The following is a 12,097-nucleotide window of genomic DNA, read 5'->3' as shown; positions in this document are numbered from 1 at the left end:
TTTTTTGTGGTTATTTTAGTTAAGTTTTCGAAATTCCGAAGGCGTCATTCCTTTTATTTTTTTAAACAGGGCATTGAATACCGATTTAGATTTAAAGCCAGCATCATAAGCTAACCCCAAGATACTGTATTTACTTTTTGAAGGATCATTTAACAAGCTTACAACCTCTTCAATTCTATACTCATTTACATAGGTATAGAAATTTTTATGTGTAAATTGATTAATAACTTGCGACAAATGGTTTGATGAAATATTAACCTGCGATGCAAGACTATCCAATGTTAAGTCGGCATCTAAATAAGGTTTTTCATTTTTCATATAATCCAATAAGGTTTCAAAATGCTTTTTTGCAACACTGCTATCCAGTCCTGTCTTTTTGTATTTTGATACCTTACCGTAACTAGGCATTTCCGACTCAACGAAAACAGGTAAGTATCTAATACCAAAAAAAGCCAAAGCAACCTGTAACAAACAAAATCCCAAAATGCTAATCTTACTAAGAAACTCAAAATCGTTGAAATCTGAGAGTATATAATAAATGTGGAACACGAAACTTAAACCAAAGAAAACACTAACACTTATAAGAATTATTTCCATCCATAGCAGATTCCTTTTATCAATATTCGAATATTTAGCCTTTATGTTTTTTGAATGTTTTTTTACCAGACTATAAGATAATGGCAAGTAAACTAAACATTGCAAATACAATATCATATCTGCTAAAGAAAATAATTTCTCACCAGATAACTGCTGATTATACAATTGAAGTTTTTCATTACCTGTAAGGAGAAAAAAAGTAACGAACATTATAATATTCATACCTATAAATGGAAGCAGGTGCAATAAAAAACGACTCTTTTTTAAAGACCTATTAATAAGTGTAGAAGTGTAAAAGAAAATAAAGGGGATATGCAATAATGTGAAGCCTGTATCTACCCCTATAAAATGCGGATACTTTTGAATAAGTTCTGAATGGCGTGCATACAACAACAAAAAATTAATAACCAAGATTATTTGCCAAACTCCAAATATCGTATCGCTTTTGGTTGGTTTTCTTTTGCTAAAAATAAGCAGTGCCAAAAAAAAGCAAATCACAATTCCTATAAAAAAAAGAACCTCCATTTATGCTATTTTTCACACAAAAACTTGGTTGTGTTTATCATAAGATAAATATACAAAATCCCTTTAACCGTAAAATGCAAACAGTTACATACAAAGAGCAGCTCTTTTACATATAACCCTTTTGGTTTATTATTCTATTGCAATTTATAGATATAACTTGAAAAGTTCCTAAGATTTATCTGAACAACAGTAGACGTAACAACTGACTCTTACCTCATGTTACCTCAAACAACCCCCTTAATTAGGCTTTAAAAACCTAATTAAATACACTCTATAGTGCACTTTCATCTAAAAACCATAAACCAACGTTAAAACTTACTTTAATTTATATATATTTGAGAGTTACAAAAAAAACGATCCTTAAACCAGATCGTTTTATATTAACTAAAAACCCCAAATTATTAAAGCATTAGTTGGTACATTTTTAAGTGTATCGATTATACTAAAAACTAACCATTATGAAAAGAACCCTACTTATTTTTTTATTACTTCCTTTTTTAAGTTTTTGTCAAACTGAGAATAAATCTTTCACATTTCAAGGCCTAAACTGGGGTGATACAGAAACTAAGGTAAAATCGACAATAGAAGATTTAGAAACAGCTAGCAACGGGCTTACTAAAACGACAGTAATTAACAATTTAAACGCCGAATTACTTTTGCAGGTTAACAATGATGCACTAGAGCGCATATCTTACACATTTACCGAACAGCATGGTAATGAAAATGTTTATATAGAAGATTTAAAAAAAGTAAAGGATTTGCTTACTAAAAGATATGGTACACCTGCTGTTGATGAGTTAAAGTGGAACAACGACCTTTTAAAAAATGACGAAAGTCGTTACGGTATGGCAGTTTCTTCTGGTCATTTAGAGTATATAGCCACTTGGTCGCTCCCAGATACTTATATCATTCTAAACCTGGCAAGCGATCAATCTAAAATAACCCATACGCTTGTATACAAATCGATTAAGAATTAGACTTAAACCTTTAAGGGCTTTAGAGTTTAATTGCTAAGGGTTTAAAAACCAATGTGTATCGGTAACAGATTAAAGTATTTTGCGTAACTCGTATCGAGTTTAAGCTTTGAAAATATTTTCGCCATAATACTTTTCTAATACAAACACTAACTTTGGCTTAATATCTAGCATATCAATTCTAAATTTTGATGCCAGATAGCATATATAGTTATCGTTTAACTTAATTTCCTTTAGGAAAAAGTATTGTCCGTTAATATTTGCCCGATCATTTATTATCTCGAAAGATCTTAATGGCACAGAAAGCCCCATTCCATCGGCTTTTATTACAGATTCCTTTTGAGTCCAATACGTAAAAAAGGAATTGTTAACGTTATTGGAAGAGATGACCTGTTCCCATTCCGAACTGGTCATTTGGTATTTAAAACTATGTACATCAATGTTCTTAACAATTTCGACATCTATTCCAATGTCTTCAACCGCAATGGCACAAACCACGATATCCCCAGAATGTGAGATATTAAAGCGTATAGATTCGTTATCAAAATAGGGCTTTCCGTATAAGGTATAGCTTATTTCTTGGTTTGAAAGGTTTTTGTTTAAACCTTTTAGCCCATAATTTAAAAGTACCCTGCCCAATAAAGACAACTGCGCCTCTTTCCAATTCTTATACCTTTTTATTCTTTTCTGAAAAGCGATCGGAAAATCCGGTAACACCTCCTTCATTAAAAACTTATGGTTTTTCTCCGATATATATGAATAAAAAATATTTATCATCCTTTTAAGAATCTTGTTCTATAAATTCATTTGGCTAATGCTAGAAACACGCCAAACATTAAAATCTTTGATGTACATTAACTACTCTTACCTCATTAATAGAAGTTTAAGCTTTTGCTTGTTCTTGTCGATTTTTGTAGCGAAAAATCTTCTTTTCATTCTCGATAAGCACTAACGACAATGCTTCACGCTTATTAATCACCAACCCTATAGCCCCAATAAAATGGCTGAATTTATCTTAGGAAATGGATACAACTATTTTTCTTTCGCCTTGGTAAGGGTTTCTACCATGCGACATAAGCATATTATCCAAGAAGAGTACATCGTCTTTTTTCCACCGAAATTCTATGGTTGCTTTTTTGTATGCTTCCTTAATATGTTCTATTTCTTCTTTTGTAATTTCTGTTCCGTCGCCAAAAAACGTATTGCTAGGAAGTTCGTTATCCGAAGTTATAAAGCTTAACAAATCTTTATTTAATGAATATTTATTAAAAAACAGGGCATGATTAAACCAAGTAATATCACCTGTTTCTGGATGTTTCCAAACACCTTTTTTAGTCCAAGTTAATTCTAAATGAGAATCACTTTTCCAGTTATAAGACATACCGTTCAGCTCACATTGTTTCTCAACTTTTTTACGATCTGAGGTTTGAAATACATCTTCCCACGACTTACTCAAAAAACCGGTTAGGTTTCTTTTATACATAACGCCCAAATTCAAAAATTTCTTCACCAAATCCGGACTCATGTTTTTAATAATTAAACGGTTATCTGCAATAGGTGTCTCTCCTTTAACCTTTGGGGGAATGATGCAACAAAAAACAATTCTGTTGGGATGGTTGAGAGCATAAGAGCTTTCACTATGCATACCAATACTTTGATCTTCTGGGCACGCTGTGGATACGTATACATTATTTGTAACCTCGTAACGAGGAGATGATAGTATATTATAATCTAAAAAATCGTTAGGGAACATTTCGGTTAAACTTTGAAACTTTTCTACCGTTTCTACTTTAAAATCCCGACAAAGTATAGCTCCATATTTTTGTAAATTAGAGTTAAAATCTTCTTCATTGTCTAAAATCCAGTCCGCTAATTGTTGATTCTCATCGTTATTAATAATAACTAAGGGAAAACTTAAAGATTTCTTTATGAAAGATGCTGATATACTTTCATCTAAAAGTAATCGCTCCAAACTTTTCGTATCTAAATTTTCTGTTTGATTGTTCATGATTTTGGACTTTGTATTATCGTTATACTTTTAATTCTATATGTCCACATAGTAAAGCGCTAAAAACTACCTCTTAAAAATAGTTTTAAGGGTGTTAATTCTCACTGCCGTTTATTGAAAGTGCTTTTTGAATTTTGAACTTGTTTAACAATTTGGGGTAATCAAAGGAGTTTTATAACAAAAAAACTTCTTTTTAAAGACTAAATTTCAACCGACAAATTCATTTACACCAATAACTACCACACTCCAACCCTATCAAATTTAGCATGTTATAATTCTAATTTTACTACACCAAAAGGTAGTTCCCCCTTTACAATAGAACTCTACACTTTTGTGTAGTGACAGGTTTTGAACGTTTAATTTAAAACCGGTTCTATCAAATATTTGTTTCTATTATAGAAGTCGATCAATCCATTATAAGAAAGAGTTACTGGTATTGTTTCGGATCCTAAATAATTAATAGATTTACCTATAACCTTAGTTTTAATTCCCATAAGCGTCATTACCCTAAGTAATTTTGCATCGCATTCTACAAAAGCAATATTGTTTTCATGTTTACATATAGGCTTTATTGCCGCAACCATCAATTTTTTAAGTAAATTGATATCGCTAACTCCTTTTTTTATGGCAAACCTACCAATATGCCATATTTCGTTTACAAGATCGTCTTTAACACATAACAATGGATTTATTCCAAATATTTTTTGGATTGGTAATGGGTTTATATAATCCCACTTTAAAACCCTAATTGTTCCAACAATTTCTCCATTAGTAGTTTTAACTGCAAAAATTTCAGAATTTGCTAAATTGTTTTTTTCGTCCATATAAATGGTGGCAACATCTCTTCCGTAAGTTTTTGGTAATATTTCGTTGGTGTGATGTTTAAAGTTTTCTGTAACCACAAATTTCGACATGTTAAATAATTCGTTTTGCCCTATTCGTGTTAAATTGTTTGATATGTTTATCATAATTATTGATTATTGATTATTGATTCATTTAAAATTATCAAAGTGACCACACGAATACACTACACAAAAGGCTAGCTTGTATTTAATCGATTAAAAACTACCCAACAGTGTAGATAGCAGATAGTTATACATCTTAAGAAGTTATTATTTTTTCCAATACCCTACTTTAAGGAGTGGATGAATGAAAAAAAAAGACTACTTTAGTGAGAGAAACCCCCTAAGAATCAAACCCATGTTACATGAAAGTGATTTTTTTTCTTCAAAAAACGCCATCAACAGTATTTCTAAAGCAGAAAAGGAGCAAACCTTTTATTACCTCGAAACAATTAAAGCATTTGCTAGAACGACTTATAAAAGCATTTACGTAATTGATTATGAGAAAAAAGGATTCGAATATGTTTCTGAAAACCCGTTATTTTTGTGTGGGCATACAGCCCAAGAAGTCCAAAAGTTGGGTTATGCCTTTTATTTTAAATATGTTATTCCCGAAGATTTACAATTGCTTTTAAAAATAAACACTGTTGGATTTGATTTTTACGAGAACATCCCTGTTGAACAGCGTATATTCCATACCATTAGCTACGACTTTCATTTAAAAAACCCAGACGGAAAGGTCATTCTTATAAACCAAAAGCTAACACCTCTATACTTGACCCAATCTGGAAAAATATGGAAAGCTATCTGCATCATTTCACTTTCCTTAGCAAAAAAATCGGGTAACATTAAAATTTATAAAACAGGGGATAACAAGATATTTGAATACGATTTGAAAGGCAGTTTTTGGAAAATTATGGATAAAATAACTTTGACCAATCGTGAAAAAGAAATTCTTCAATTTTCGATAAGAGGTTACTCCATAAGCGAGATAGCAGAAACCATTTTTGTATCTCCAGATACAGTAAAGTTTCATAGACGAAAGTTATTTGCAAAACTTGATGTGGCTAATATTTCTGAGGCTATAGCGTATGCAACTAATAATAATATATTGGTTTAATTAAAATCATCATCAATAACCTTCGACAAATAAAACTTCGGGAATTTCTTAAACTTTTTACCTGTAGCTATATTGAATAGCAAATGTGTACACATGGCTGCTACAGACCAGCAAGCGATTGATAATTGAGGAGGAGGCAAATCTTCCTTTTCTCCTAAATACTTTTCAATGACTCCATCTATCCATTTTTGAGGATTTCCCCAAAACTCCAGATAACCGGAAGCATATTTTACCACATTCAACTCATTAAAATCTTCATCTGGTTTTGATATGCTGTTTAACGGTAGTCCATCTTCGTTTATAATAGTAACAAGACCTGCCCATCCTATATTGTATGGGTGCAGGATAGGTATGTTTTGTTTTTGACAAATCGTATCAAAAACTAAAGGCACTGGCGACGAAAAATCGAGAGCATTAATTGCTACTTTATGACCATCGATATGTTCCTCAATATTATCGGCTGTTAAAAAAAAATCAAAACACTTAATATTTGCATCTTTATTAATAGACAACAGCCTTTTAGCCAAGGCATCAACTTTATTATTTCCGCAATCTTCTTCGGTATAGTTTTGACGGTTTAAATTTGATTTCTCAACCTGATCTCCATCGACAATAGTTATATTTTCAAAACCAAATCGTAAAGCACATTCTGCTATAACACTCCCTATACCTACTCCTGCAAGTAATATTGGAAAGTTCCTTATAACTTCTTGTTCTTCTTCTGTAATATAAATTCTATTTCGGGCATATCGAGTTTCCATAGCTGTTATTTTAAAGTCCAAGTTAAACTAAAAAACGCACACCTGAATTAATCAAAAGAGTAGTTTTCGTGAGGAAAATTGTTAAATTTTTAAGAAAACATATCTTCAATTTTCCTTAAAGAGCTGATTTTAAAAGTAGTTACAAAATAAAATTTTGCACATGGTCCTCCACAATCTATAAGAAAAGCTTTGTGGTTCTACAAGTGCTTTTCCAAGCGCTTTGAAACATCTGAGGTTGATCCTATATAACACCTATCCAACTTCTCTGAATACAATATGTAAACATAATAATCCATAAGTAAATTTAAACCAAAAAAAAATCCTAAAACATAATTGTCTTAGGATTTATCTGTGGGCGCGAAGGGATTCGAACCCCTGACCCCTTGGGTGTAAACCAAGTGCTCTGAACCAACTGAGCTACGCGCCCTTATTTTAATGAGTCAACCGAGTTAGTTACCTTTCTCAATTGGACTGCAAATATAAAGGAGTTTTTAAAACTGCAAAAACTTTTTCAATAAAAATTTAAATTATTTCTGCTACAACAAATGTACTTCCACCTATAAAAATAAAATCGCTTTCATCTGAGTTTTTTAAAGCTACTTTATAAGCTTCATTAACAGAATTATAAGACTCACCTTGTAGACCATACTCATTAAAAACACGTTTTAGCTCATTTGCGTTTAAACCACGTGCTATATCTGGTTTACAAAAGTAATAAGTAGCCTTTTTGGGTAATAAATCTATAATCGATGTTAAATCTTTATCATTAACGACTCCAAATACAATATGTAACCTATTATAGTCTTCATTGATTATTTGATCCACAACAAGGCTTAAACCTTCTCTATTATGCCCTGTATCGCAAACCACTTTAGGTTTTTCGTTTATTATTTGCCAACGTCCTAATAACCCTGTATTCTTAACCGTTTTTAGCAAACCTTGTTGTAAATTCTGCTCGGAAACCACAAAACCTTTAGCTCTTAACTCTTTAATAGCCTGAATAACCGTTTTTATATTTTTAGTTTGATATGTTCCAAGCATGTCAGACTTATACGTTTTATCTACCTCTTGATCTGCAAATATGATCTTGGCTTCATTCTTATTCGCTAAATCTTTAAAAACCGGAAGGGTTTCTTTCTGGGTTTCCCCAATTACAATCGGTACATTTGGCTTGATAATACCTCCTTTTTCAAATGCAATAGCTTCAAGTGTATTTCCTAAAAATTTGGTATGGTCTATCCCAATATTGGTGATTACCGAAACTTCTGGAGTGATAATATTTGTAGAATCTAAACGACCACCTAAACCAACCTCTATAACTGCAATATCCACTTTTTCACTTGAAAAATATTCGAAAGCCATACCAACGGTCATTTCAAAAAATGATAATGCATTCGATTCAAAAAACGCCTTGTTTCGCTTTACAAAACCTGTTACGAATTGTTCGCTTACTACCTTACCATTTACCCTAATACGCTCCCTAAAATCTTTTAAATGTGGCGACGTATACAATCCAACTTTATAACCTGCTTCTTGTAAAATAGAAGCCAACATATGGCTCGTAGAACCTTTTCCGTTGGTTCCGGCCACATGTATCGATTTAAAATTTTGTTCTGGATTGTTTAAGTGTTCGGCTAATATTAAGGTATTAGACAAATCTGCTTTGTATGCTACCTTGCCTTCTCTTTGATACATTGGCAGTTGAGAAAACATCCAATTTAGTGTATCTTGATATGTCATTATTACTATTGCCCTAGTTTGAAGTTTACTTTTACAAAACCAATCTGTTTTGCTGGTGCTTTAGAATCTGATCGCCATTTATGTGACAACGCAATTTTTTTTGCCGGTTCCAATAAACATTGTGCTGTATTGGTTGTACCTCTTACTCCCGGAACGGCTTCAACAACATTTCCGCTTCGGTTTACAATAATCTTTACGATTACCATTCCAGATTCATTGCAATCTTGTTTAAGTCTTTTAAATGAAGCGCTTCCACGACCATTAAGCCCGTAGCCTACGCCACCGCTTCCGCTACCCTTACCTCCAAAATAGCTAGGTGCATAAGGATTTCCGTCTAATTGCCCTTTATCGCCTGCTCTATTATCGTTTCCTTCACTACCGGTCTCACTACCTTCAGATTTGCTCACTCCACCAATTAAAGCATCGAGCTTTCTCTTTTTTTCTTCTTGCTCTCGTTTTTCTTTAGCAATTCTTTCGGCTTCAGCCTTAGCCTTAGCTTCTGCAATAGCTTTTGCTTTTGCTTCGGCTTCTTTTTGCTTTTTAATGGCTATAGATTCGGCGTTATCCTGTGTTAAAACTTCTTCTTTGGCTTCTGCAGCCTTAGTTGGCTCAGATTTCGACGCTTCTGGCTGAGGCGGTTGCTCTACTTTTCGGGGCTCAGATTTTACTGGTTTTAAAGGTTGAACTCTACCTTTACCAAAATTTGAATTACCAAAATTTACAGCAACGCCATATTCCTCAGGAGGATCCATGTAAGGCGTACCAACCACAAATAGTAATAGCAACAAAATAATAGCGATTAACGTTGTTAACTTTGCTGAATTTCTTTCATGTTTGGTTTTGAAGTACTTCCTCATTAAATAAACTATTTTTATTTAGGCTTTACCGCCAAAATAACTTTAAACTTGTTTCTGTTAGCTATATCCATAACCTTAACTACATTTTCTACAGGAACAGATTTCTCTGCTCTTAAAACAATAGTTGGTTTTTCTTTTGAAGACAGTGCTGCTAATAATTCATTTTCTAAAACGCTTTCTCCAACAAGTTTTTGGTCTACATAATAGGTTAGGTTCTTTTTTATACTCACCGCTACAGATTTCTTATTCTCTGTCTTCCCACTTGCTTTTGGTAATACTATATCGATAGCATTAGTTGTTACCAGCGTTGAAGCAATCATAAAAAATATGAGTAGCAAGAATACAATATCTGTCATTGAAGACATATTGAATTCTGGAGTTACTTTATTTCTACCTCTAAAATTCATACTATGTCGGTTCGTTTAAGTGATCTAAGAATTCTAAAGAATTCGCTTCCATCTGGTACACTACTTTATCTGTCTTTACAACCAAATGGTTATATGCAATATAAGCAACAATACCTACAATTAATCCTGCTACCGTTGTTGTCATTGCCGTATAAAGACCACTTGCCAAAACATCCATTTGTATTGTTCCTCCAGCATTGGCCAGTTCAAATATTGCCAATATCATTCCGATAACTGTACCAAGAAACCCGATCATAGGTCCAGCTCCAGAGATTGTTGCTAAAATACTCACATTCTTCTCTAGACCATAAATTTCTAATCGTCCGGCATTCTCGATGGCTGTATTAATATCTGCTAACGGTTTTCCAATTCTTGAAATTCCTTTACCAATTAATCTGGAAACTGGGGAATTTACTTGGGCGCATAACATTTGAGCCGAATCTATTTTTCCGTTGCTCACATGATCTTTAATTTGATTCATAAAATTTGAATCTACCTTAGAAGCCGCTTTTATAGCAAAAATGCGTTCGAAATAAATATAAATAGCTCCTACTAATAATATAAATAGAACTGCTATAATAAATTGTCCTGCAGCCCCTCCGCTACCTATTAGTTCTATAATTGAGAGTGTTTTTTCAACTGATTCTTCGTCGGTAAGCACTTCTGCTCCTTCTTGTTGGTTAAGTAATAATGTATAAAGCATATAATTTAAAATTTATTGCAAATGTATAACGTTTCTTTTCTTATTAAAGTATAGTCACAAGCTTTTTACTTAGATTCTTAATACGTCTATCCATAAGCAAGTTAGAGATAATAACAATTATATTTACAGTCCTCGATAAAAAATGAGGTATTATTTTTTAATCTAGAATATCATTCTGGTTACCATAAATGCAGCAGATCCTACAAGAAAACCTATTAAGGCTAACCATGAAATCTTTTTTAAGTACCAGAAAAAATCTATTTTTTCCATTCCCATGGCTACTACACCGGCTGCAGACCCTATAATTAACATACTACCACCTGTTCCTGCAGAAAAGGCAATAAAGTGCCACAACTCATGATCTAACGGTTCTGAGAACATTCCTAAACTAGCAGCCACTAGCGGTACATTATCTATAACTGCAGACCCTACACCTAATAATAACACAACTAAATCTGATACGCCTCCAGCGTGTATTTCTGTTCCTAATTGCGGCATTGATTCTTGCAAAGATGATGCAAACCCAAATAAAATCCCTAAAGATTCCAAAGCGGCTACGGCCATCAAGATACCTAAAAAGAATAATATACTTGGTAATTCTATTTTTGATAATGAATAATGCACCGGACTGTGGTGCGCATGCGCATCACTTTCTTCGGCGTCTAGCTCAGTCATACTAAACTTAGAACTACTATAAATCTCTGCAAAAATGGCCACAACACCTAGCGAAAGCATCATACCTACGTAAGGAGGTAAATGTGTTACCATTTTAAATATTGGTACAAATACTATGGCTCCTAAACCAAGATAAAGCATGGTACCACTAAACTTTGATTTCTTTTTTTCCTGAACCTCTTCAACATCTAACTCCCCTTTAAATGCTGGTAAAAATGATGCGATAAACGATGGTACAGCCATACATAAAAGCGACGGTATAAACAAAAATGTTATTAAATTACCTGTTGTTACTTTTTTACCAATCCATAACATCGTAGTTGTAACATCTCCAATAGGCGACCAAGCACCTCCAGCATTGGCAGCAATAATAATTAAACCTGCAAACCAAATACGTACGTTTCTATCTTTTACAATTTTTTGAAGTATAGAAATAAGTACAATTGTAGCTGTAAGATTATCGATTATAGCCGAAAGAATGAATGCCAAGATGGAGAAAATCCATAAAATCTTGGACTTCTTTTTAGTCTTTATAAAATCCTTGATTGTTGAAAATCCGTCAAAGTAATCAATAATTTCAACTATGGTCATTGCTCCTAAAAGGAACACCAATATTTCTGATGTTTTACCTAAATGATGGAGTAAGGTTTCTTCCATAAGGTGCATTTTTTCATCGTGACCAAATGCGCCAAAACCTTCTAATAAAGCATGTTTTGAAGAATCAAACCATTGCGGGAAGCTGTCTAAACCCAGGGCAATTAATGCCCAGCATATGGCCATCATGACCAGTGCCGGTATAAGTTTATCGATTTTAATACTATGTTCTAAAGTAATCGCCAAATAACCCATTACGAATACTAAAATAATTGTTGCTTCCATAAAATAAAT

Annotated in this window: 13 protein-coding genes and 1 tRNA gene; 2 read left to right on the top strand and 12 right to left on the bottom strand. The window is 33.1% G+C overall.

Translation table 11 applies throughout. From position 1 onward, the window contains the following. Nucleotides 1–15: 15 nt before the first annotated feature. On the bottom strand, nucleotides 16–1,122 hold the full coding sequence (locus tag C1H87_RS16700; protein ID WP_102756907.1) for a helix-turn-helix domain-containing protein: 1,107 nt from the start codon (nucleotides 1,120–1,122) through the stop codon (nucleotides 16–18). Between the two features lie 458 nt (nucleotides 1,123–1,580). On the opposite strand from C1H87_RS16700, the gene C1H87_RS16695 reads away from it, so the two are divergent. Then, entirely contained in the window at nucleotides 1,581–2,099 is a 519-nt protein-coding gene (locus C1H87_RS16695; protein WP_102756906.1) for a hypothetical protein, read from the top strand. Between the two features lie 99 nt (nucleotides 2,100–2,198). Here the strand turns inward: C1H87_RS16695 and C1H87_RS16690 are convergent, their stop codons facing one another. The 3 genes from C1H87_RS16690 to C1H87_RS16680 all read right to left on the bottom strand — a co-directional run bounded on the left by C1H87_RS16690 (nucleotide 2,199) and on the right by C1H87_RS16680 (nucleotide 5,072). Continuing rightward, nucleotides 2,199–2,873, bottom strand: coding sequence for a 4'-phosphopantetheinyl transferase family protein (locus tag C1H87_RS16690; protein WP_102756905.1), 675 nt, complete (start codon nucleotides 2,871–2,873; stop codon nucleotides 2,199–2,201). A 238-nt stretch (nucleotides 2,874–3,111) separates the two neighbouring features. After that, a complete protein-coding gene (locus C1H87_RS16685) occupies nucleotides 3,112–4,104 on the bottom strand; it encodes a TauD/TfdA family dioxygenase (RefSeq protein WP_102756904.1) in 993 nt (330 codons plus the stop codon). 356 nt (nucleotides 4,105–4,460) lie between these two features. Then, nucleotides 4,461–5,072, bottom strand: a complete 612-nt coding sequence (locus tag C1H87_RS16680) for a hypothetical protein (protein WP_102756903.1) — start codon at nucleotides 5,070–5,072, stop codon at nucleotides 4,461–4,463. Nucleotides 5,073–5,304: 232 nt separating this feature from the next. Between C1H87_RS16680 and C1H87_RS16675 the strand changes: the two genes are divergently transcribed. Continuing rightward, nucleotides 5,305–6,066, top strand: a complete 762-nt coding sequence (locus tag C1H87_RS16675) for a response regulator transcription factor (protein ID WP_102758306.1) — start codon at nucleotides 5,305–5,307, stop codon at nucleotides 6,064–6,066. On the opposite strand, the gene C1H87_RS16670 is transcribed toward C1H87_RS16675, so the two are convergent. The 8 genes from C1H87_RS16670 to nhaD form a co-directional block, all read right to left on the bottom strand. After that, the gene (locus C1H87_RS16670) at nucleotides 6,063–6,827 is read right to left on the bottom strand and encodes a ThiF family adenylyltransferase (RefSeq protein ID WP_102758305.1); all 765 of its coding nucleotides are present in this window, start codon (nucleotides 6,825–6,827) and stop codon (nucleotides 6,063–6,065) included. The genes C1H87_RS16675 and C1H87_RS16670 overlap by 4 nt on opposite strands. Before the next feature lie 197 nt (nucleotides 6,828–7,024). Next, the gene (locus C1H87_RS23760) at nucleotides 7,025–7,123 is read right to left on the bottom strand and encodes a GIY-YIG nuclease family protein (RefSeq protein ID WP_102756902.1); all 99 of its coding nucleotides are present in this window, start codon (nucleotides 7,121–7,123) and stop codon (nucleotides 7,025–7,027) included. A gap of 56 nt (nucleotides 7,124–7,179) precedes the next feature. Next, a tRNA-Val gene (locus tag C1H87_RS16660) sits at nucleotides 7,180–7,254 on the bottom strand. Nucleotides 7,255–7,349: 95 nt separating this feature from the next. Further along, the gene (locus C1H87_RS16655; RefSeq protein ID WP_102756901.1) at nucleotides 7,350–8,567 is read right to left on the bottom strand and encodes a bifunctional folylpolyglutamate synthase/dihydrofolate synthase; all 1,218 of its coding nucleotides are present in this window, start codon (nucleotides 8,565–8,567) and stop codon (nucleotides 7,350–7,352) included. A gap of 5 nt (nucleotides 8,568–8,572) precedes the next feature. Beyond that, nucleotides 8,573–9,424 carry an energy transducer TonB gene (locus C1H87_RS16650; RefSeq protein ID WP_102756900.1) on the bottom strand — a complete coding sequence of 284 codons (852 nt, stop codon included), beginning with the start codon at nucleotides 9,422–9,424 and terminating at the stop codon, nucleotides 8,573–8,575. Nucleotides 9,425–9,438: 14 nt separating this feature from the next. Further along, the gene (locus C1H87_RS16645; RefSeq protein ID WP_102756899.1) at nucleotides 9,439–9,831 is read right to left on the bottom strand and encodes an ExbD/TolR family protein; all 393 of its coding nucleotides are present in this window, start codon (nucleotides 9,829–9,831) and stop codon (nucleotides 9,439–9,441) included. A 1-nt stretch (nucleotide 9,832) separates the two neighbouring features. Next, nucleotides 9,833–10,534, bottom strand: coding sequence for a MotA/TolQ/ExbB proton channel family protein (locus C1H87_RS16640; RefSeq protein WP_102756898.1), 702 nt, complete (start codon nucleotides 10,532–10,534; stop codon nucleotides 9,833–9,835). Nucleotides 10,535–10,696: 162 nt separating this feature from the next. Then, a complete protein-coding gene (gene nhaD / locus C1H87_RS16635) occupies nucleotides 10,697–12,088 on the bottom strand; it encodes a sodium:proton antiporter NhaD (protein WP_102756897.1) in 1,392 nt (463 codons plus the stop codon). Between the last annotated feature and the right edge of the window lie 9 nt (nucleotides 12,089–12,097).

The sequence above is a fragment of the Flavivirga eckloniae genome (assembly GCF_002886045.1).
Lineage (GTDB): Bacteria > Bacteroidota > Bacteroidia > Flavobacteriales > Flavobacteriaceae > Flavivirga > Flavivirga eckloniae.
The sequence above is the reverse complement of the archived record's forward strand: the minus strand, read 5'-3'. Positions and strand labels throughout refer to the sequence as shown.

Bases quoted from the DNA above. Each gene is read 5' to 3' on its own strand.
- C1H87_RS16700 (WP_102756907.1), bottom strand. From the start codon at position 1,122: ATGGAGGTTCTTTTTTTTATAGGAATTGTGATTTGCTTTTTTTTGGCA.
- C1H87_RS16695 (WP_102756906.1), top strand. From the start codon at position 1,581: ATGAAAAGAACCCTACTTATTTTTTTATTACTTCCTTTTTTAAGTTTT.
- C1H87_RS16690 (WP_102756905.1), bottom strand. From the start codon at position 2,873: ATGATAAATATTTTTTATTCATATATATCGGAGAAAAACCATAAGTTT.
- C1H87_RS16685 (WP_102756904.1), bottom strand. From the start codon at position 4,104: ATGAACAATCAAACAGAAAATTTAGATACGAAAAGTTTGGAGCGATTA.
- C1H87_RS16680 (WP_102756903.1), bottom strand. From the start codon at position 5,072: ATGATAAACATATCAAACAATTTAACACGAATAGGGCAAAACGAATTA.
- C1H87_RS16675 (WP_102758306.1), top strand. From the start codon at position 5,305: ATGTTACATGAAAGTGATTTTTTTTCTTCAAAAAACGCCATCAACAGT.
- C1H87_RS16670 (WP_102758305.1), bottom strand. From the start codon at position 6,827: ATGGAAACTCGATATGCCCGAAATAGAATTTATATTACAGAAGAAGAA.
- C1H87_RS23760 (WP_102756902.1), bottom strand. From the start codon at position 7,123: ATGGATTATTATGTTTACATATTGTATTCAGAGAAGTTGGATAGGTGT.
- C1H87_RS16655 (WP_102756901.1), bottom strand. From the start codon at position 8,567: ATGACATATCAAGATACACTAAATTGGATGTTTTCTCAACTGCCAATG.
- C1H87_RS16650 (WP_102756900.1), bottom strand. From the start codon at position 9,424: ATGAGGAAGTACTTCAAAACCAAACATGAAAGAAATTCAGCAAAGTTA.
- C1H87_RS16645 (WP_102756899.1), bottom strand. From the start codon at position 9,831: ATGAATTTTAGAGGTAGAAATAAAGTAACTCCAGAATTCAATATGTCT.
- C1H87_RS16640 (WP_102756898.1), bottom strand. From the start codon at position 10,534: ATGCTTTATACATTATTACTTAACCAACAAGAAGGAGCAGAAGTGCTT.
- nhaD (WP_102756897.1), bottom strand. From the start codon at position 12,088: ATGGAAGCAACAATTATTTTAGTATTCGTAATGGGTTATTTGGCGATT.